The 20479-nt window shown below is 59.7% G+C and carries 15 protein-coding genes; 3 read left to right on the forward strand and 12 right to left on the reverse strand.

The features are described 5' to 3' along the window. The first annotated feature begins 39 nt into the window (after positions 1-39). Positions 40-696: an HNH endonuclease family protein gene (locus ABRP34_RS03650; RefSeq protein ID WP_353712299.1), complete on the forward strand. Its 657-nt coding sequence runs from the start codon at positions 40-42 to the stop codon at positions 694-696. On the opposite strand, the gene ABRP34_RS03655 is transcribed toward ABRP34_RS03650, so the two are convergent. The 3 genes from ABRP34_RS03655 to ABRP34_RS03665 all read right to left on the reverse strand — a co-directional run bounded on the left by ABRP34_RS03655 (position 693) and on the right by ABRP34_RS03665 (position 2331). Continuing rightward, entirely contained in the window at positions 693-1022 is a 330-nt protein-coding gene (locus ABRP34_RS03655) for a hypothetical protein (RefSeq protein WP_353712300.1), read from the reverse strand. The two genes, ABRP34_RS03650 and ABRP34_RS03655, sit on opposite strands and share 4 nt — an antisense overlap. A gap of 84 nt (positions 1023-1106) precedes the next feature. Continuing rightward, positions 1107-1400 carry a hypothetical protein gene (locus ABRP34_RS03660; protein WP_353712301.1) on the reverse strand — a complete coding sequence of 98 codons (294 nt, stop codon included), beginning with the start codon at positions 1398-1400 and terminating at the stop codon, positions 1107-1109. Positions 1401-1407: 7 nt separating this feature from the next. Continuing rightward, entirely contained in the window at positions 1408-2331 is a 924-nt protein-coding gene (locus ABRP34_RS03665) for a GIY-YIG nuclease family protein (protein ID WP_353712302.1), read from the reverse strand. A 148-nt stretch (positions 2332-2479) separates the two neighbouring features. Here ABRP34_RS03665 and ABRP34_RS03670 point away from each other — a divergent pair, with 148 nt between their 5' ends. Continuing rightward, complete coding sequence (locus tag ABRP34_RS03670) at positions 2480-3262, forward strand: DUF5677 domain-containing protein (protein WP_353712303.1); 783 nt, start codon at positions 2480-2482, stop codon at positions 3260-3262. Positions 3263-3293: 31 nt separating this feature from the next. Here the strand turns inward: ABRP34_RS03670 and brxL are convergent, their stop codons facing one another. The 8 genes from brxL to ABRP34_RS03710 all read right to left on the reverse strand — a co-directional run bounded on the left by brxL (position 3294) and on the right by ABRP34_RS03710 (position 17642). Further along, complete coding sequence (gene brxL, locus ABRP34_RS03675; RefSeq protein ID WP_353712304.1) at positions 3294-5438, reverse strand: BREX system Lon protease-like protein BrxL; 2145 nt, start codon at positions 5436-5438, stop codon at positions 3294-3296. Positions 5439-5451: 13 nt separating this feature from the next. Next, positions 5452-7944: a BREX-1 system phosphatase PglZ type A gene (pglZ, locus tag ABRP34_RS03680; protein ID WP_353712305.1), complete on the reverse strand. Its 2493-nt coding sequence runs from the start codon at positions 7942-7944 to the stop codon at positions 5452-5454. Then, positions 7941-9161: a Shedu immune nuclease family protein gene (locus ABRP34_RS03685; RefSeq protein WP_353712306.1), complete on the reverse strand. Its 1221-nt coding sequence runs from the start codon at positions 9159-9161 to the stop codon at positions 7941-7943. The genes pglZ and ABRP34_RS03685 overlap by 4 nt, the downstream gene beginning before the upstream one ends. Further along, positions 9158-12649: a BREX-1 system adenine-specific DNA-methyltransferase PglX gene (gene pglX, locus ABRP34_RS03690; RefSeq protein WP_353712307.1), complete on the reverse strand. Its 3492-nt coding sequence runs from the start codon at positions 12647-12649 to the stop codon at positions 9158-9160. Before pglX ends, ABRP34_RS03685 begins: the two co-directional genes overlap by 4 nt. Further along, on the reverse strand, positions 12649-16134 hold the full coding sequence (brxC, locus tag ABRP34_RS03695) for a BREX system P-loop protein BrxC (protein ID WP_353713300.1): 3486 nt from the start codon (positions 16132-16134) through the stop codon (positions 12649-12651). Before brxC ends, pglX begins: the two co-directional genes overlap by 1 nt. A 4-nt stretch (positions 16135-16138) precedes the next feature. Continuing rightward, the gene (locus tag ABRP34_RS03700; RefSeq protein ID WP_347781700.1) at positions 16139-16738 is read right to left on the reverse strand and encodes a DUF1788 domain-containing protein; all 600 of its coding nucleotides are present in this window, start codon (positions 16736-16738) and stop codon (positions 16139-16141) included. Beyond that, positions 16735-17367, reverse strand: coding sequence for a DUF1819 family protein (locus ABRP34_RS03705; RefSeq protein ID WP_353712308.1), 633 nt, complete (start codon positions 17365-17367; stop codon positions 16735-16737). Before ABRP34_RS03705 ends, ABRP34_RS03700 begins: the two co-directional genes overlap by 4 nt. Positions 17368-17441: 74 nt before the next feature. Continuing rightward, the gene (locus ABRP34_RS03710) at positions 17442-17642 is read right to left on the reverse strand and encodes a helix-turn-helix domain-containing protein (protein WP_347783594.1); all 201 of its coding nucleotides are present in this window, start codon (positions 17640-17642) and stop codon (positions 17442-17444) included. 162 nt (positions 17643-17804) lie between these two features. Between ABRP34_RS03710 and ABRP34_RS03715 the strand changes: the two genes are divergently transcribed. Beyond that, positions 17805-19121, forward strand: a complete 1317-nt coding sequence (locus tag ABRP34_RS03715; protein ID WP_353712309.1) for a hypothetical protein — start codon at positions 17805-17807, stop codon at positions 19119-19121. 206 nt (positions 19122-19327) lie between these two features. On the opposite strand, the gene ABRP34_RS03720 is transcribed toward ABRP34_RS03715, so the two are convergent. Beyond that, complete coding sequence (locus ABRP34_RS03720) at positions 19328-20164, reverse strand: hypothetical protein (protein WP_353712310.1); 837 nt, start codon at positions 20162-20164, stop codon at positions 19328-19330. Between the last annotated feature and the right edge of the window lie 315 nt (positions 20165-20479).

The following is a 20479-nucleotide window of genomic DNA, read 5'->3' on the forward strand; positions in this document are numbered from 1 at the left end:
ACACTCCTGCGGAAGACCTCCAAGGATGTAAACCGCTTCATGGTCGCCACCTTGAAGTCGCTCGGGAGCGTTGATGCTCGCGAAGCCGGAAACGCCATAAGGACGTTTCTTTCGGAGCAGACCGCGGAGACCCGTTACTGGCCTTCCGATCAAGAGATGCTCACGACACTCCCTGATGTGAAGCTCTACGGGAACATCCGGCAGTGGCGACTCCAGGTAGTCCTCCGTGCTGTGGAACAACAACTTCGCAGCCAGAGCACGAAGTACGAAGCAGTCGAGCTTCCCTGGGGATTGGAAATCGAGCACGTTATGCCGCAAGGTTGGCGAACCCACTGGGACCCGCAGCCAAGACTCACGCCTGAAGAGGCAGCTGTGCGTGACCGGGTCGTAAATACGATCGGTAATCTCACGCTCGTGACCAAGTCACTGAATGGTTCGCTATCCAACCGTCCGTGGACAGACAGAGACGCCGCGGGACTCATCGATGGCGGTGAATCAGGCAAGGGTAAGCGAACGCTGCTCGACGCCTTCAGCCTTCTGGTGCTCAACAAAGAAATCATCCAGAGCCACATCGATCTCTGGACTGAAGCCGACATCAAGGAGCGCTCTGTAGTCCTGACCAAGGCAATCACTCAGGTCTGGCCCGGTCCCTCAATGGAGATCCAGGAAGCTGCCTTCGAAGCGGCAAGAGCTTAGTGTTCCGGCAGCTTGATCTCGGTGTTGGTCGCCAGGTCGATGAGTGTGCCGTCTGTGTCGGTGATCGTGGCGATGCCCTGTTTGAGACCAGCCTTTGAACACTTCATGCAGCCGCTGAGGAGAAACCAGGCGCGGGCCACGAACCGGGAATTCTGACCGCATAGCGTCGTGGTGGGTGCAGACTTCAAAGCCAGGTGAGTGGAAGTACCACCTACTGTTATGACCACCATGACATCCTGCGTGCGTTTCCTATCCGGGCCGTACGCCTCATTTGCGAGGATGTTCGGCAGACTGTTCCGGATCGTGATTGGCTCGGGTTCAGACATGGGATCATCCTATGCGGGCGGACCGTCTCTTACGGAGAGGACCGCCGGAGGCCTGACTCAGTCGTAGCCGCTAAATATGCAAAGTCAGGCCTGCAGAGGTTCGTCGCAGGCTTTGCAGGCCTGACGGTCGCCAACACCGGTCTCCTCGACGACCAGCAGCCGTTTGGGGTTGTCGTCCCAGACGTTGCCCACTGAGTTGCACCAGGCCGGGTGATAGACCTTGCCGGAGCTCACCACGTAAACCTGGCCAGGGCCCACTTTGGGTGAGCCATCGCTGCGGCGCGACGCTGGTTCGATCGCGTGCAGCTCCCCCAGGTCTTTGGACTCCTGCTTGGCTTTTGCTGCCGTCTGCCAGGCACGGCGTGGACGTAGTGTCATTGATCGATCAGTTTCTGTTGAGGCCGAATTGTCGTGTCATCAGCGCGTCCTTGTAGTGGGACTCAGCTGAATCCACCTCTGTGGAGGGTGTGCTGGGTCCGAACACGCGAAGAAGGCTGAATACAAAGTGCCGGGCGTGGTCTGTCTTGGTCGTTTCTCCGGCTGCGCTGTCGTAGGCAAGTTCGCGGAGTGCGACGTTCCCGCCGTGGCCGTCGCGCGCGTAGCTCGTCCACCGTCCGAGAATGCGCTCAGCACCATCCGCCTTTCCAACGTATTGCTTGCCGTTGGTGGAGTCAGTGATGAGGTAGATGCCCTGCACTTCCTTCAAGGCAGTGCGCCAATCGGCGTAGCGGGGGCTCTCTACCATTTCGCAAAGTCGGTGGTAGGTGAGCAACACCCCGTCGAATCCTGGGAACGGTTCCTTGTCCCGGTCTGCGATCTCCAATACGGGCAGGTTCGCGGCACTCGTGGCGCGCCGGTGCCAATTCCGCGGGCTGTCCCATTCGATCACCAGCCGGTCATTCAAAGGCGCAAGGAAACGTGACAGGCGCAGGTCGAAGGACCGGTTCACGTCAGTGCGCTCCGCGACCACCTCGCCGTGGTTCTCAAAGGTGCCCCATAGCCGGGAGCGGCGTTTGCCGTCGGCGATGAGGATCACCCAAAAACGGGGAGGGTCCGTGGGGAATTGCCGGGGTGAGAGACCCTGCTCCCTGGTGTAAGCGAGGACCAGTTCCTCCGTCAGGTCTTCGGGACCACGCAGGGCGGTCGGGTCGCCGGGCCTGAAGGCATGGCGGATCAGCAATACATCCTCCAGCCGGACGGCCGGGTCGCGGTCTGCGCCCATGCCAGTCAGTACATGACCGAGAGTGAGGGACGCGCGCGAAGCCGGCACCAGTGAATCCGCAGCTACATCGAGAACAAGATCAGACACTGAAACACCTTATGTCACCAACCGGGCGCGGTGGCTTAGTGGCCCGTCCCTTGGTTGTGTCCGGAGGGATGTGGGGCGGTTGCCTGCTCGAGCCGAGCCGTCGCTGTCCTGAATTGCAGCTGGCCAAATCGGGCGTCAGTCTTGAAGCATGACGACCACGAAGAGCCCGGGTGACGACGAAGAAGACAAGATCCTTGCGGACTTCAGAACACTGATCGAAAAGTTACCGCCGCTGCCGCCGACTCCGCTTGGTGAATGGAACCGAGATGACGAGGCCGCGGTCCGTGCCGTCGGCATCGCGTGGGGGTGGCTTATGCGAACCCTACGCACTGCCGAGGCCATCAGGTTATTAGAACACCGCGGATTCGGCGTCGAGTGTGCTCCGCTCCGACGCTCCGTCGTTGAACACGTCATTAGGCTCCACTGGGCCACCACCGTCGACACCCGCAGATTCGTCGAAGCAGCATTGAACAAGCGCAAACATAGCTTGGGCAACATCACACTTGCGGCGGAGGCCGGCACCCCTCTACCCGATGGCGCGCTGGATATCATCGAATTACTCAAGTCCGAAGCGGATCCCGAATCGGACAACGTCTCCTTCAAAAACCTCAAGTCCTTGATGAAAGACATCCCCGATTACCAGATTCTCTTCCAAATCTGGCTTACGGATACCCAGGAATCGCACGCAACGCTGACCAGTTCAGAAGCCTATGTCGAGTTCGACCCCGATGAGCCCGGACTGCATCTTCATATGGAGCCAACTCCGCATGATCGCTACCGTGCGATGCTCCCCAGCATGGTGCTGCTAGGCACCGAGGCCTTCGTGCATCTGGCCGGCATAGCAGACCAGTTAACGGAGCCGCTTGCTGACATTCGGGATCGCGTTACACAATTGGGAACCGCGCAAAACTCAGCCACCGGGCCTGAGTAAGTCTGCCGGACACATTAGTAACGAGATGCGCTCACGCGTCGTCTCGGATGTAAGTTATGCCAAAAGCCTTGACTTGGCGGTATTCCTGAAGCTTGGTGGCAAGTTCGAAGGCGTCGCCCGTGATGTACTGAAAGATGTCCAACCCGCGGCCGAGCAGGATCCTCCATCCGGTGTCGGTGAGGATGGACCGATCATGGATAGCTCCGTCGAAGACGATGTCGACGTTGATGCCGGCGACAGAGGCTCCCTGCTTGACCTTCAGCAATAGTTCGTACTGCTTGCGGAGCTTGTCTTGTCCCTCGGTGTTCTCAGAAGTAACGAGCCGGACACTCACTTCGTCGGCCGCGTCCTTGGTGGCTGCGATGCACTCGATGACTTCCATGAGATTACGGGCCTGGTGGAACTGCCGGATGTAAGGGTCAGTTATGGTGATCTGCGTGGCTCCGCGCAGGTACGGGACCAAGAGAGTCTCGAAGGAGACTCCACGCTGGTTCTCCTGGAACTCCTGGTGGCCCTCAAACAGCGGTTTTACGGTGACAGGCTCGGGCGCAATTGGTTGACCGTCTTCCGCAGACGTCGCGGTGTGCCCAGTTGAATCGCCCGTTGCCTCCTCCGCGTCCGTGCTTACGCGGCGCTCACGGTAGTAGTACGCCGGGTACTCATCCTCTTCAAGCGTTGAGACTGAATGCCACGTACCGGCTTTGTCGAGATAGCCAAACTTTACGTTTGCCATCGTTGAGTCGATGCGGAGGATCTGGTCTTTGACGCGCTTGCGACCCTCGATGGCGAACTGCAGGATCTCTTCGATCTCTTCGCGTGTCGCTTCCCCATGCGGGTAAAGGATTTTCATCAGCCCGGAGAAGGTCTTGTGGATGCCGTCGCGGTCTCGCGTCGAAATGTCTGATGAGAGAGTGAAGTGCGACTGGTAGCGGTCGGAGTAGTCCGCCGAACGCATCGACTTGAGCACCTCGGCGATGTAGTCGACAACGAACCCGTACCCGTTGGAGAACATCTCGCCGCGGATGGTGTCGACTTCCCAGCCTGGGATGTAGTGATGCAGGCGGTCGAGGTAGGCCGAGTCGTGGTAGCTCTCGGGAAGCTCGTCGAACAAGTCCGAATGCTTGAGCATGTAGGGGACGGTGTGCGAGGTGTTGCCGACGAACACCATTGAAGCCTCTGCTCCAAGCGTCTCGACACCTCGGGAGAACGACTTGTTCGCCATGTAGTTCTTCATGATGTCCACGAGCGCCTTGTCGGTGCGCTTCTTCTTACCCGCGAATTCGTCGAACGCTACGACATCCCAGTAGCCGACCAGCCCGATGCGGCCATTGGAGTTGTTGACGAACAGCTTTGGGACGCTGACCTCGCCACCGGAGATGAGCATGCCGTGGGGTGAGAACTCAGAGAAGATGTGCGACTTGCCGGTGCCCTTGGGACCGAGTTCTACGAGGTTGTAGTTTCGCTCGACGAACGGAATGAGCCGCACGAGCTGGATGAGCTTGGCGCGGTGTCCGAAAAGTTCGGGATTGAACCCTATTGACTGCACGAGCAGGTCGATCCACTCGTCGGTTGTGAACTCGCCCCGTGCCGCGAGATAGGACTCAAAGTCGAACCTGGACAACTGGATGGGTTTGATCGATCCCAGTATCCACGGGACCATGCGGGCGTCATCGCTGTGGAAGTACTCGATATCGCAGATGCACCACACACCGCCGACGAGCAGCTTCGGGTGGGCCTTTATCGTCGCCGATTCGACGAGTACGCCCTTGATGCCGAGGTTGGCGAACTCGGCCTGGTAGACGTCATCTTTCTCGTTGAGCGCGACCGTCACCTTATCGATGATGCGATGCCGCCCGCGCTCTCGAATCGTGGACTTCACGAGCTCGGACTCGTTCCGGTTCACATAGTGTTCAGCGAGGATCTTGCGCACCGTGTCAATGCCTGCCTGGATGGTGGCTTCGTCGTCAGATGCCGCATATTGGCCGAGCAGGTACTCCAGCACGTAGGAGGGCACGATGGCGTTGCCCTTGACCGCCTTCACCAGGTCCTTGCGTACAACCACGCCGGGGAAGAGCCTGTTGATCTTTCGATCCAGTTCGCTCTGCACCGGAGTGGCGTCTGCCGGTACGTTGGCCCTATCGGGTGTCTCTTGACTGACCTCGCTTACTTCGCTCATGGCTGCACTCTCCTTAGAAGTCGAAGTCCGAGGCGAACGATCGCTTTAGCGTGTAGAACGCCTTGGCGTAGCCGCGCCATTGATTGGTGCCCGGGATGAGTTCTTCAAGCCGGAACTCGACCGGGCGGTTGTTGTAGTCGTTTGCGTCCTGGCTGAGCAGCATGTGCGCGTTCTGGTAGCGGTCACGCTGGTCTGTCGAGTCCTGGTCAAAGGTGAGCGAGAGGTGATTTGATATGAGGATCTCGCCGACATACAGCCCCGCGCGAAGCACAAGGGGGCGAACCTTCTCGCTCACCGGCTCAGCCTGAAACAACTTGATGACCAGCTGGCCTGTCGTGATCTTGTCCGACTCGGGCATGATCTTGACGTTGACCGTTCGCACGTCGCTCTTGCGCTTCTTGTTGATCGCCAGCACTGGGACGACGATCTCCTGCAAGGCCGCACCGCCGTGGACGAATCGCGAGCCTGCGCCTGGAAGCCGCAGCCGGTGAATCGACTTCGGTATCTGCACATCCAGGTCTCCATCGAGGCCGAGTTGAGCTGACGTGAAAGTCTTGAACGCGGGGACTTCCTTCAAGCCGTGACCGAGGACGTAACGGCGGTTGATCACCTTGATATCGTCGCCTTGCGGCAGTGTCGATAGATAGGAGGCGTCATCGAGTGCCGTGTCCTGGAAAAGGAAGCCGTGGTCCGCCGTGATGAGGATGTTCGTCGCGTTCGCGTTAGTCAATCGCTTGACAAGATCGACCAGTTCGCGAAGCGTGTCCTCGGCGGCCTCAAAGACCTGACGTTCCGTGCCGGCCTTGTCACCCGTCGCGTCGATGCGGTTGTGATAGACGTACAGCACCTGATGTTGCTGGTACAGCTCCCGCAGCTCGTCCCGGGTCAGGGAGAAGACGTTCTCGGCCTGAATCGCTTTCCCGTCAACGGCGTCGAGGAGCTTGCTGCGGTTCACGGTGCCGTCTGTGCGCTGACCATCGGCCAGAACGGGATCCCCGTCCTTGGAGTGTCCGATCGTGCTGTGTGGCAGCAGTGCCGCCATGCCCAGTTGGGTGTAGCTGGGCAGCACGCCGAGCATGGCTTTCAGGTCCGCATCGTAGCGGTCTTCCTGGCGGATGCGTGAGCCAAGTTCGTCAGCGATCTCGTAGCGCAGGGCGTCCGAGATGATGACGACGGCCTTGCGCCGGCCGTCTCTCGTGATGGGTGCAACGTGGTCGGTGAAGAACGAGGTTTGGGGCCGGAGCAATGTGGAACGCCACTGGTCGATGCCATCGACCTGCTGTTGCCATGTGTTACCGAGCTCGTAGAGAAACTTGTTGGCGTAGAACTTCTCCACTTGAATGCGCAGAGCCTCCAGCGGACCGGGGAACTCTGCTGTGCGGGCAGCATATGTGAACTGTCGGTAGAGCTGATCGATGCGGAACCAGTCACCCCGGTATCGCTCCAATCCCTCATCGAGCGACTGCATCGACAGGTTAAGCGTGCCAAGCACGGTCAGGAGTTCCGAGGCGCAGCCGATCGCTGTGTACAGCTTCCGGTACCCGTCGACCCAGATGCTGCTCTGACGGCTGCGGATCACCTCTGTAACCTCGCGGCCTGTGACCGTTCGCTCAGCTACCGCGCGTGCCAGATCGCTGATGATCTTGCGGTCAGTCTCCTCGAAAAGGTCGTTGCCCAACAGATCGCGGAAGCTGGCGTCCTCGATGGTGCTGGCATAGTCCAGATCTCGCGCTGCCCGCTTCGCGAGCGTTGTCAATGCCTCCTGGCTGCGCCTGTCGTAGCGAAAGCTCCCGAAGTCGAGCTGGATGTTGCGCAAGCCGCCGGGTCGTTCGGACTTGAATCCGGCGTTGGCCTGCCGGAAAACCCACAGAACGAAATCGGCGATGCTCGGGCTTGGTGACATGTAGCCGTAGATCGACTCCACGCCTTGCCAGTAGAACTCGTCGAGGCCGTGCTCGGCAAGGGCACCGTACTTGGCGTCCCCACCGCCGGCGTTCTCGATCAGCAGAGTGCGCGTGATCTCCAGTAGGCTGTGCTCGCTTTGACCGAGCAGAATTGCTGACATCTTGGCTTGCAGCAGCCGGGCGTCATCCTCGGCGTCCAGCAGCTTCTTCAGGTCTTGGATGCGCTTGGCCGCGCGAAAGAAGCTCTCATGCGCCAGCACGACTTCGCCAATATCGTCGGTGGGGAGCCCGAGTTCCTGCTGGACTAGCGAGGTCCGGTCTGCTGTGAACACTCCGTAGGCAAGCTCCAGGTCCAACAGCCAATTGCTGATCCCCGTCGGCACAGCACCCGAACGATAGACAAGGAACTTCGACTTGGGCTCCTGGTGGAGCAGCCGGTTCTTTACCGCATACTCGTCGTTATTGACGCGCACAGTCTGCACGCCCTCTAAGCTGAGCGTGTCGAGGTCGGCGGCGTACTCACCATCGGGGTCGTGCCAGAACACCACGCGTTGCGTCTCAAAGCGACGCTCCAGATGGGGCCTGACGGCGGCGACACTCATGCTGATACTCCGATCTCGTCGTCTGGCCCAAGATTATCCTCGGTGACAACGCGCTTCGTGAGAATAGCGATGACGTTCTCCAAGCGGCGCAGCAAGTCGTCGTAGGAGATGATGTCGACAACATTCGAGTACTTCCGTCGGACGAATTCGAAGTCGAACCTCTCCTCTGCAGAGAGGTTGCTGTCCCGTCCCACCAGAATGATCGCCTTCGGGTTGGCGATCTTGATCTCAAGGCCAACGGGAAGACTAGCTGCGTGCTTGTTGCTGATGGCTTTCTCGCCGTCCCTGCCCGACTTGCTCAGGTAGAAGAGGTACTTCTCCGCCTGCATGATCGAGCCCGACAACTCGCGCCTGGGGACATGGTTATCCCGATACTGACTCTTCGACATCAGACCGCGCTCGAACGGCTTCTTGAGCTCGATGATGTCCACACATCCGTTGGCCCCGACGAGCATGAGGTCGATGTATTGGGGGAAGACCAGCAGAAACAGGTCAGCCACTGCCCTCTGCCATTCAGCCTCGGAGTAGCCCTCCGCGTCCCCCAACATCTCAACCAGGCGGTCGCGAACGTAAGTGAACTTCTCGAGCTCCAACTCGTTCGCGGCCGGTATCCGACCATGGGTTTCTACACCCTTTTTGGTCTCGGCGCGTTCGCGACGCTCGATATAGTTCTCCAGCCGCAGCTCAGCGTCGGACATTGTTTCCAGATACTCGCGCAGGATGCGGGTGACCCGGGTTGCTGCGTAGTAGTTGACCTCGGTCGAGGTCGGGAATCTTCGAAGCAGCCGGACGAACTCGTCCACGGGGATTGCGCCTTCCCGATCCCCTCCGACGACGATCTGCTCCGTGAGTAACTCGTCGATTCGTCCGAAGATGGAGATGTTGCGTTCGGCGACGAACATTGATCTCGTCAGCTGCATCGTCGTTACGATCAGCAAGTCGTGCTTGAGGCCAAGGACGTCTGATCGTATGGTCCGATACTGACCGTCGAGGCTGCCGATCACAAAGCGACGGACGTCCTCGTTGTCGCCGTCGTCTTCGTCGTCTTCGTCGTCAGCGTCTTGGCTTAGCAGGTCCGTCTTCTGGACTGTGAAGACTTGCGAGAGGGTGGCATGACCTTCGGAGCCCAGCTTGTTGTCCACCCATGTCACCGGCCTAAAAGAGCTCGGGGTATAGACCAATACAACCTTCGATCCGTGATCCTCGAAAGTGATCACGAGTCGGCCTCCAGCCCCGGGATCTTTTTGAGGGCGGCACCGAGCTTCGGGTAGTTCGCCTTCACACCGTCGTCGAGGTCGATCGGCACCTGCTGGGACGCCAGTGGGTACAGCACGTCGTGCTCGTACTCATCGAGTTCGAGAAGCACCTTGCGCAGGCGGTCGACCTCTTTCTGGGCGGCGGCCTGTTCCCGTGGTGCACCTGTGCCTGCAGCGAGGCGCTCGTGGTGCTGGCGACTGGCATCCAGCTTCGCTTTGAACTCGCGAAGATACTCGTTGAGCACGGTTGAGGCGGTCGACGGCGTGTAGCGGTGCATGTAGATGAGCGCGTTGAAGGAGCCCTTGGGAGAAGAGAACAACCAGTAGATCGGACGCTTTTTGTAACGCTGGACATGGTCGTCGTAGAACTTCGACTTGCCTGCCTTCGTGATGAAGTAGTCGCGCAGCGTCTTCACCCCCAACGCCTCCTGTACGAAGCGGAGGTTCTCCTCAAAGTGTTCTGTTCCAAACGCGACCCGGAGGAACTGGCGAAACCTCTCCACGATGTCGTCCCCGAACCAGCCGTCATCAACGAACGGGATAACGTTGTCGGCGTCGGGTCGGTATATCGGGGCCGGAATCTTGGCCAGGTATTCCTGGAGGGTGGAGCCTTGGTCGGCGAGGATCAGCCCCGGCTCGTCAAGGCTGTAGCGCCCAAAAATGCAGCCGACAGCATAGGAGACCAGCCGGGTAATTGACTCGGTTGCTGCCATCGAGCGATATTCGGACGTTTTCCTTCCAGCGCCGAACTCGACCTCGGAGTTGCCGAATAGGATAGCTCTCTTGCCCACTTCACCCCGTTGACTTGGTTCTACGCCCGCAGCGCCCCACATAAGTTCGTCAATCTCACGTTCAATCTCACTAAGTCGCTTGGTTTGGTCAGCCGCTGTGTCAATCAGGTCGGCCACTGTGTCTTCCAATCGGACCCCCGACGACGAAGCGGCGACTGGGTCCCCCTGAAACTCAAGCGCGCACTCGTGCAAATCCCAATCACGCTGCGCAATGCCGATTGCTTCAGCGCCGAGAAGATGGAGCCGATCCAGTTCCGGTTGGTCGAAGTCAGGGACGGGAACCTGCTTAACATCACGAAGCTGAAGATTCAACGTGGGGTTGAGCGCTTCCAGCACCATACGCGTCATGTCACTGTTGACAACTGCCAGTACCTGTTCCACCGACAGCTTCTTCGAGAAGAAACCAGGCCCACCCATATCGAATGCAGCACCCGGAGGGAGGACTCGGAAAGTATTCGTACCCGACGTCAGCATCGAGTACGTGATCCCCTCAGGCGCGTCAGGGTCGCGCTTCATCAAGCTGGAGCTGGAGTTTTCCGAGTAGAAGCGAAGCGCCTCTGGCGACCAGTCAACGACGTCGTACATAAGCCCAAACCAGCGGCGCGAGCCACCGCCTTTGGCGTATGGAACCCACCTCGCATGCGGACCAACAGTGGCGACCGATGCTTCCCACCAACGGCGGACATAGGCAGTGTTGTCTCCTGTCTTATGTGGAGATGTGGGGAAAGAGACAACGTCCCCGATTTGACGGGATTTCATCATTGCTGCACGAACCTGATGCGGAAGCCAATAGGCAATCGGCGCGCCCGGCAGTCTCGAGAAATCAGAGACTGACGCCTCGAACCGCCACCGACTCGCCGGCGACCTGAGAGCCTCAATAAGTCTCAGCCGCTTGGGCTCGTCACCTAGTGGCTCCAACCTAAAGTACGGGGCCCGAACCTCCTCGTCAGCCGCAAGGTTGAGCACAAAGGCCGTATTTGCTCCAAAGATGTCGGCATGAAGCGAGACATCACGACAGTGAATGAAGGCGGTAAAGGCATGATTGCGGACAATCAGCTTTCGAAGATCTTCAAAACTTCTTATCGACATCCAGGTATCACCAACAACCATGGCGACAATACCCGCGGATCCAGCAAGCTGGATTGAGCGCAAGATGAAGCACCCGTATAAGTCCTGCTTCCCCACCGGGTACGCTTCCTTCACAAACGTACCCAGCCGGTCAGTCATGTTTCTGCTTCCCATGTATGGCGGGTTAGCCACGACAATGGTGTACTCCTTCGACAGAAATTCAGCCTGTTTGATACAACGCAAGGATGCTTCGAGGGAGCCGAAATTAATGAGATCTTTGTCGACTTGCAGGGCCTTCGTGTGCTGCGCCAGCCGGATGGTCAAGTCTCGGTCTGGCTGGACCAGCGCACCCAGACTGTCAGCTTCAACGAACTGGTTCCAGAAGGCTTCCTCTTCGTGACGGACACCTCCGCGAGTCACGAGAAAGTCAAGTTCATCCGGGCCGAATGAGATCGGTTCGATCACGCAGATGTTGGGCTCGATCTGCTTGTTGAAGAAAGTTCGCTGCTTACCGCGAGCCTTCATCGTCAGCGCAAACGCCGCGAGCGATCCGGCCCGCGGATCGATCTCGGTTCCGTGGAGGTTGTGGGTGAGGATCAGGCCCGGGATCTCGGACGGCGCATATCCCGCTTCTTCGTAGATTGCGTAGAGCAGGTCGAAGGCGTAGGTAAGCATGTGGCCGGAGCCGCATGCCGGGTCCATGACGGTCAGCTTTTCAGGCCCGGTGATCTTGAGGAAGTCGGTCTCTTTGTCGACCGGAGCGATGTAGTAGTCCATCTGGTCAACGAGACGAGACGTCGGCTGGTTGAGCATCCAGAGGCGTCCGAGGGAATTCTCGACGAGGTAGCGGACTATCCAGTGCGGGGTGAAGAGCTGGGTAGCGGCGGGGATCTCGTCAGCGCCGGCCTTCTTGTTTTTTTTGAACCCGGCAAAGACCTCTTCTTTTCGCTCAGAGATGTAGAACTGGTACAGCCAACCGATGACTTCGACATCCTGGCAGACATCTTCAGTGAGCACGGTTGTCGCGCGGGCCAGCACCGAGTCGTCTGCGAGCAGGTTTGCGGGGATGAGCAGTTCGGTGTAGTCGCCCTCCCGCTCGAACATGAACGGCATAGCGCGGTTCCAATGGCGGCAGTATTCCGCAAGCAGTAGCGCGTACGCCTCGCCCTGCGGGTCGTCGCTGCGGCGCATGCCGTTGAGCAAACTAGTGATGGTCTCCGCCGTGCGCTTGTTCGTAACCACCGCGCTGTCGATGTTCCCGCGCTTGGCCTCGGCAAGAACCTCGGGCTGCCCTCCTTCGCGGCCCCGTTCGGGCGAGACGACACCGATGCCTGTATAGCCGTTGGCGTCCATGAACCGCAGCGCGATGATGCGGTTGAACCACGTGTAGGCACCTTTATCGGCTACGGCGTCGCGGCCCTTGTCGCCGCCGCCAGCAGCAGTGACGGCCTTCTCCAGTGCGGCGACGGCGTTGGGCTGTTCCTGGCGCAGCTCTTCCGATGCCAGAACGACGGAGATGCGGGCTGACACCTCGCGGAGGAGGGCAGTGCGAGCCCAGGTGGCGAACGATTTCAGCGGTGCGGTTTCCATCAGAGCGCGATTCTCTTTCCATCGTTGAGCGTGTTCAGCAGCGCACCGCGGAGCGCATCTAGATATCGGTCGACATCATCCACGTTCTCGAGCACACCGTGGGCACCGGGCACTGTGATCGTCTTGACCGAGACGGTTTGCCTTGGTGTGGGCTCCGGACTGTCCGTGCCGCCCGTAGACCGGGCAGAGGATGCGAGCTGGTCGAGCAGCTCGGGATAGGTCCGCTCCTCAAAGCCATTACCCTGCTCGCGGATGAGCGCGATCTGCCGCTCACTGCCTAAGCGGGCGATGATCTGGTCGATTGTACGGGTGACCCGCTGCTGCGCTTCTTCCGTGGCATTGCCATAGTAGGCGCTGCCGAGTACCTCGGACTTGCGTCCTTCGATGTCCTGGATGACCGTCCTGCGATGGGTGGCGAGCGTATCCTCGACTTTCGCGCCAAGGGCGTCTACGGCCTGCTTGAGTTGGGTCATGCGATTGCCCCGGAAGGCGTTGGGATCGTCCAGGAGTCGCCTGACGTCGGCCTCGCTTCCTGGGGGCAGGTATCCGAGGTTGTTCGTGTTCGAGGTGAGCAGTACTACGGCCTCGTCGTAGATGACTTTCTGGCCGCCGCCCAGGAACGACTGAATCGGGTCGATGACGTTATCTTTGGCGTCGAGCAATTCGTCGCTAAGACTGAAATCAGTCAGGTACCACTCGTCGGATTTGCCCACAACCTGTTCCAGCAGGGCGATGGGGGCAGCCAACTGCTCCACGAATGGGTATTTCGATCCGCTCACCAGCGCCCTTAGCTCGTCGAGCTTTGCCCCGAGCTTTTCGCTGCCGTGCCGAGCCAGCTCCAGCGGGTCTTTCGGTGGGGTGGCCTCGTCGAAGAAGTCGGTGCAGAATTTGCGGAACGTCGCGACCTTGCGCTCGTCAAAGAGCTTCTGCGGGGCAAGCACGGAATGCGAGTGCTTCTGCGTATTGCGCAGAACGGCAGCGACCTCGGTCCGCTTCAGCACGTTTCCATCGACGGTAACCGTGATCTTCGAGTTTCCAACGAGCCAGGCGATGACGACCTCTATCGAGGCGAGATCCCACCCGTAGGGCTTGGCCTGGAATGCATCCACGATCGTCTTGACCGTTACCTGCTCGCCAAGCCGGTCGCGTTGCAGCAGGAATGAAAGCACCTCGTCACCTGGTACAGCAAGCATCGACAGCGACGAATCGTCGATCATGCCTGACTGGTCGGGGTTGGCGAACGCAGCAACCTGCTGCTCACTGTACGCAACACCGCCAAGCAGGCTGAGCTGGGTGTAAGTGCGGCTGATGAGGTCCTGGAAGCCATCCGTGACGCGCGCGATGGCGTCCTGTGAGGAGGAGGTTACGCCAGCGGCGTTGATCACGAGGTCCGCCTTGCCAACTGCGCGGCGGATGCGCTCGATGAGTTCCTTCTCGCGCTCGACGTTCTGCGTCGCCTTCGAGCGCAGGATTTGGTCCTCGATTGCGGACAGCGAGGTCGTCTGCTTGCGCTTGGTGTACTTCTCCGTCTTGATCAGCAGGCGCAAGTCCGAAAGTGCGCGCTCATCGGGCTCCAGGATGACGCGCAGCTCGTCCTTGCCCGCACTGTGCATCCGGGTCTCTTCGGGGCCGAATGGATACTCCGGCGTAATGAAGTGCATGGTCAGTTCACGCTGCTGCCCGTACACCTGATCGTCAAGCTTGTACCCGAAGGCGAAATCCTGTCCGTTCTTGGCGTAGCGCAACTTGCTCGTGCGAACTACGTCGCCGGAGATGATCTTGAAGAGCCGGCCGCTGACATCCGAGGCATCGATATCGACGTTCTTGATCTCCTCCTCGATGACCTGCTCTTCGTTGGTCAGGTACTCGTAGAGGTTGCCGTTGCGCTGCACGTAAGTCTGCGTCTCCAGCAGGGTCAGTGCCTCCTGCACCTGCTTGGCCAGGGCGGGCAGGTCAAGTCCGAAACGGTCGTAAACCAGCACTGTCAGGTTGCGTGGGGTGGCGTGGAAGCCCTCGACGTACTTCACCAGGAACAGAGCCTTGAGCAGCCGCACAGCCAGTTCGTTATCCAGGTTGCGCTCGGCAACGTCGATCGAACGCTGCGCGGCTGACTTCAACGAAGCGCGGATGCCAGCGAACATGTGATCGAACGTCGCCAGCCTGCCCACTTCGACATCGCCGATGCCCTTAGCGACCTGCTGCACGACGCCGAGCATCGACCGCTCACCAACTGAGCTGTTGCGCCCCTCGAACACATTGTGGTCGGAGATGCCCTCGATCGCCGCTTGGAACAGCGGGAACTGGTAACTCACAAACGGGTAGGTGCCGACGAAGTGTGCCTCGTCGGTGTAATTGCGATACGTCTTCGCGCCGTCTACGAAGTCGAACAGGGTCTTGAAGTTGGCGCACTGCTCTGCATAGATCGAATTCAGCGTGGCCTCGCCCGCTTCGTTCTTCTCCAGCAGTCGCTTGCGGATGACCTCTTCCACATCGGCGCTGGTGAGCTTCACACGGGTGGCGAACCGGGCCTGGATCTTGGAGAAGTCGTTGCCCTGCTGCCTGGTACGGTCACCGACGACCTTGTCCATGTCTTCCTGGGAGGTCACGAACACCCACGCCCGGCCCTGGCACTTGGTGTTCAGCGACTCGGCGATGGTCTGGAGGTTTAGCATCAGGTGCGTGTTCGATCCGATGAACTGGCCGACCTCATCGACGTAGAAGTTCAGTCGGTAGCCGTCTTCTTGCTTGTCGAGCCACGCTTTCACTTCATCGGCGAAGTCCTCGATGGAGACCGAATACTCGTTGCGGTACTTGGTGAGGATGTTAGCCGGCGTGCCCTCGGCTTGGCCGCTTATCTCGGCGTACGCCTTGGCCACGTTGACCTCTTCGAGCACGCCTTCTTCCCTACCCTGCGCCCAGTCGCGCCCGGAAATGTGGGCATATGCGGCTTGGAACGCCTCGTACTGGCCGCGGTTGTCCAGGTCCCTCTCGAACCTGGCAACATGCCCCTGGTTACCGAAGTAGCCGCGGCTCTCATCGAAGACCTTGACGAACACCTTCAGCAAGGCATCGGTCTGGTCCTTCGTAATAAGGGTGGCCTTCTGGTCGATGTTGAACAGGAGGCTCTTCGCCGGGATCCGCTCAGCCTTGGTCAAAAGCGCCGGCAGAAACGCATCCTGCGCCTTGGACCGGAAACTCTCGGAGACACGTGCCCGAGGGAAGTCCTGACCTTCCACGTCGCCGAGGAGGTGCGCAAGCAACTTCAACAAGTGCGACTTACCGGAACCAAAGAAGCCCGAAATCCACACGCCGTTGGCGTTGGTGTAGTCCGTATACGCCTCAAGCAAAAGCTCCATGCCCTTGGCCGCCTCGTTGGTCAAGACGTACTCATCAACCTCGGTACCTAGGTGCGCGGCATCGTCAGCCTTGATGACACCCTCTATCGGGCGCTGGACGTCCTTGGCGAAGATCTGGTTCAGATTCATCAAGTCAAGCCTCCTGTTCCAAGATGTTCTTGGCTCGGTAAAACTGGTCGTCTTTGAGTCGCCCGAATAGAACGAGTGATGACCCCAGAGTGTCAGACTGCTCGTAGCGCCCCGGGAAAAACGTAAGCATCGGCTTATCGGTCACAACGCTCTGCAAGTTGTGCAGCACGTTGTGGGAACGGATGTATGGGAAGACCTCACCAATGCCTGTGAGGAAGACGATGTCGAAGTCAGCCTCGCCGAGCTTGGCCCGGATGGCGGCCGCGATGTGTAGCTGCGGATCGAGCATCCCTTGGAGCAACTCACGGAAATCCGCCTTGTCCTGCTCGGGTTCAAGCGCGATCAGCCGATCCCAGACTCCGCGTTCCTTAAGAATCTCCACGGACAGATCGTAGAGGTTGACCTCGCGCACGACGATGCCCTTGTTCGCCAGGCGATTCTTGATGCGCTTCTTCGACCCCGCAACCGCGAGTGCATCCTCAGGGTCGTAGGGGTAAATGAAGAACGGTACCTCGTTGCTCAGGCCCTCCATCTGGAGAAATCGTCTGCCACTGAGAACAGCGAACAGGTGCTCTTCCTGTTTGGATAGGTCGGTCCGTGTCACGGTTGGGCCCTCCCGGAAGTAACAGCATCGGTGGTTGGGAAGAATCGCAGGTCATTCGGACCATGCGCGGCCAAGGCGATGGCGACCCGTTGGGACATCAGGGCCGGCTGGATGAGCCCGCTGTTGGAAAGCAACCCTGCCTCATGAAGCATCCGGAACAAGTTTGAACGTAGCTTGCTTCGCGTGGAGTCCTTGAGTTCAGACAGCTCGGTGTGCCACAAAGACTTGCTTCGCACGAAGCTGTCGAAATCGTTGAGGTCGAGCGACGGCGTAAGCAAGAGGAACCGCTCGCGTACGATCTCCTCAGCGAACTCACCAATCAGGTCATATCGACGGCAGGCCGCCGCCCATAACAAGTGTCCGCGTTCGGTTGAGGTCGCCTCGATGAGTAGTTTGATTTCGTCGTCGGTCAGCACGGCGAGCCGTTGGATAACCTCACGCGCAAGCCTGAGCCCAGAGGCAACTGTGCGAGCCTGAAGCAAGTTCTCCCCCGCGACCACCGCTCGAACTCTTGCCCAGTCGCGTTCATGCATGTAAATGGGCGCAAGGATCGCTGCCTCACGCATGAGGAGGGCACCACTGGTAAATGAGAGTGCATAGCGCTGCGCCTCGGCATGCTGCTCGATCACGTGTAACCCCCCTTTCAGTTGTTCAGGCAAGTAGTTTTGGCGTTGTCCGCGAGGTATTCCTTCAGGTGCGGCCGTCAGCTCGGCGTCTCGTCGTCGCTCGACGCTGCAGAGCCTCCGCTGCGGACCCACTCGTCTACCTCGCTTGCCTGGAACTTCCAGAGCCTGCCGACCTTGTGGGCTGGCATGCGTTTATCACTGATCCACGTGTATACCGTGTCTTTCGTGATCCCCAGGTGCGCGGCAATGCCATCGGCGGACAGCCATGGTTCGGCCACGGTGGAGCCTCCAGTCGGGATTGGCAACGTCGGATAAAGGCCATCCTAGCTTCAAGTGCATGTCTTATCAGGGTTTGACTGGGTTTGACCGGGTTGAGCCTGCATGAGTTACGAGGCTTGATCCGCAGGACATCGTCCGGAACATCACGTTAAGCTGTCGCAATGACGGAACTCTGGATCGCGTTGGTAGTCGCAGTTGTCGTGGCCGCCGGCGGCCTCCTTACTCTCACTCTTCGCAGGCACGGAAGTGCTCGCGGAGACAACGCGGCAAGAACCCCACTGGCGGCTGAGCCTTCGCCGAGCGAGACCTTGGCACCCGTCCAGGTTCTCCCCGCTTCGGGGATTCTGGTTCCAGAGGCCGTCTTGTCTGCAACCGGTGCATCCGTCTCGGTCGAGGAGGCACTGGAGGCCGCTTCGATTCCTATGGCGTTCGAGTACCACCCGATCACCGACATTGAGCTTACAAAGTACAAGTCGGTTCCAGTGAATGCTGCCTTTCAGCAAGCACTCACCAACATCGTCCGCGCAGTGGATCCGAAGAGTGCCACGCTTTTCAAGGTGGTACTGCCGAAGGGTGCCGAGCTTGTTCGCGCCGTCGGCACCAGCGGGTTCCGCGGATTCGCGCGCGGACCCGCAAGTATCTCCACTCAAGCCGTCCTGTACCCGGTGGGCGTCGGAGGTGCAGCGATTGCTGGCTGGCCGGTCTTGGCCGTGGGTGCGTCGGTGATGGCTATCGACATGCTGGCTCAGCGGGAACAGCGAGTCCACCAGCGGCGGGTCGAGACGATCCTGGGACGTCAGGAGAAGCGATACGTAGACACGCGTATTGCGGCCCAGCGGACGACGGACAAGCGACTGTCCGCAGCAATCAGTTCCATACTCGACGGCAAGCTTCCCGATCTGGACGTTGTACAGCAAAAAGCCGGAGAGGAGTTCCACAAGGCGGACGTATTCTTGGAGGAAACCCGGTCCACCATCCAGACACTCCTAAAGTCTGACAGCGCCAGCGGTGCTGTCGACTATCGCAAGCTCGAAGAAGCCCTAGGTGGCAAAACGAAAGATCTCGACCACTTCGTTCGCGAACTTCACTTCGCTCGCGCCGCTGTCGCTCTCGGGCGAAAAGCTCTTCTCGCAGACGCCGCGAAAGCAGCGCTTGCCGATCCTGATAACCAGTACCTTGCGTTCCGAAAGTCTCTTGAGCGACACGCAGCGGATGTGAAACAGGTTGAGAGTCTCGAGGCTCAAGTCACGGAGGCGCTCACCACGCTGGAGCTCACTGGTCGCTGGCGTGAAACCAAGAAGTCGATCGCTGGCCGGCAGTCAGCCTTTCGTGAACGGGTGTCGCCTCCACGGATCGATCCGCCCGATACGGTGCAGTACCTCGCGCTTCCTTCGGGTGAGATCCATCAGCTCGTGCCAGTTGATGCCCCGTTCGACGGGGAGATAGAGGCTCAACACTCGAATGACGTATCACCATGATGAATGCGCCGCGATGGGGCACGGGTTGATCTTCTTCTTGCCTGATCGCGCGGTCGGGCAACAGTTCATGGCAGCGCATAAGAAGGCCCCTCGGCCTGGCGGGCGAATCTAGCTGCGTGTAGGCCTTTCGGAGCCTGATTCGCTTCCTGAATCGGTCCAAGAGTTCTACGCAGCTCGGCGGGCTCGGGCAGCCGTTGCTTCCAGCGTCAGCCGTATTCGCGGAGGATCTTGGCGACACGGGCGGTTAGCTCGTCGGCCCTGGCGAGGATCCGCTCTTCTTCCTGCGGCGAGATCGCGCGCGCGGCGGTACGAGGTTCGGAATCCGGCACTGGGGCTGGGACAGGCACGGGGCCCTCGACCAGGGCGTTCATGGCGCGGATGACCGCCGAGAGTGACGAGGGGTGCATTGAGGAATAAGGGTCGATGTAGCCCCACCGATCAATCGCCGGCAGCATCCCGACGCAGAGGAGCCAGTCGGGACTCGCGTCGCGAAGCAGATGACGGTGCTCGTCGTCCTTCTGGTCGCGGCGGCGGCCCAGTGCCCTGACGGATTGGTGTGACCACCCGTTGTTGGTGCCGATGACGTCGAGCCACGACCACACGGCGCATGCGGGGCAGGACTGCGGATCGGGGGCGACGCCGATGCGCGGGCGCAGCCGCTGCATCTCGATGGGTCCAAGTCCCAGAGCGCCTTCCCGGTCCAGGCCCAATCCCCCGTGTCCGGGTGGCGCGATCAGCACCGCGGCGAAGAGCATCCGCCGCAGCCGCAGGCGGAAGACCCAGTGGGTCGCCGGGTCCTGTATCAGGATGGTGGCGCGCTTCATGAGCCGGTGAAGTGACCCGGGGTCGTCTTTGTGGACGTGCGGCCAGGCCGGGGCGACGGTCGGCTCCGGATCGATCATTCGGCGCAGCGCGGCCAGCACGGCACGCGAGGGTCCTGCTTGCCTGGAGAACAGAGCGAGGACTGTCTCATCAACCCGTTCGGCGGGCCTTCCCGTGACGGAGCACCAATCGGTCCAAAGGTCGGGCAAGGCAATCGTCATTCTCCTGATTGTCCCACCGGGCGCTGGGCGAGCTCTGTCTTCTACTCCTCTGGTCCACCTGGTCCGAGCGCATGATGATGTGATCAATGTGACCGATTCGATAGTCATCGCGTCACGCGAAGGCAGTCCTTCTCCATGGCCCGATAAGCGCACTTACCAGAGACCCGCTGGCAAATGTCCCGAGTCTTGTCGCGGCCACACCCCGCCGGTTGTTCCCCGCTCGCGCCGACTCACTTTCGAGTCCACAAGACTGCCCTGGCTTGGCAGCTGATTCGCCTCTTCACTGACTGAGAACCCGCTAAGGTTCCCGCCGGG

This window comes from Arthrobacter sp. K5, from assembly GCF_040448525.1.
GTDB lineage: Bacteria > Actinomycetota > Actinomycetes > Actinomycetales > Micrococcaceae > Arthrobacter > Arthrobacter globiformis.

Coding starts and splice junctions, on each gene's coding strand:
- ABRP34_RS03650 (WP_353712299.1), top strand. CDS start 40: ATGGTCGCCACCTTGAAGTCGCTCGGGAGCGTTGATGCTCGCGAAGCC.
- ABRP34_RS03655 (WP_353712300.1), bottom strand. CDS start 1,022: ATGTCTGAACCCGAGCCAATCACGATCCGGAACAGTCTGCCGAACATC.
- ABRP34_RS03660 (WP_353712301.1), bottom strand. CDS start 1,400: ATGACACTACGTCCACGCCGTGCCTGGCAGACGGCAGCAAAAGCCAAG.
- ABRP34_RS03670 (WP_353712303.1), top strand. CDS start 2,480: ATGACGACCACGAAGAGCCCGGGTGACGACGAAGAAGACAAGATCCTT.
- brxL (WP_353712304.1), bottom strand. CDS start 5,438: ATGAGCGAAGTAAGCGAGGTCAGTCAAGAGACACCCGATAGGGCCAAC.
- pglZ (WP_353712305.1), bottom strand. CDS start 7,944: ATGAGTGTCGCCGCCGTCAGGCCCCATCTGGAGCGTCGCTTTGAGACG.
- pglX (WP_353712307.1), bottom strand. CDS start 12,649: ATGGAAACCGCACCGCTGAAATCGTTCGCCACCTGGGCTCGCACTGCC.
- brxC (WP_353713300.1), bottom strand. CDS start 16,134: ATGAATCTGAACCAGATCTTCGCCAAGGACGTCCAGCGCCCGATAGAG.
- ABRP34_RS03715 (WP_353712309.1), top strand. CDS start 17,805: ATGACGGAACTCTGGATCGCGTTGGTAGTCGCAGTTGTCGTGGCCGCC.
- ABRP34_RS03720 (WP_353712310.1), bottom strand. CDS start 20,164: ATGACGATTGCCTTGCCCGACCTTTGGACCGATTGGTGCTCCGTCACG.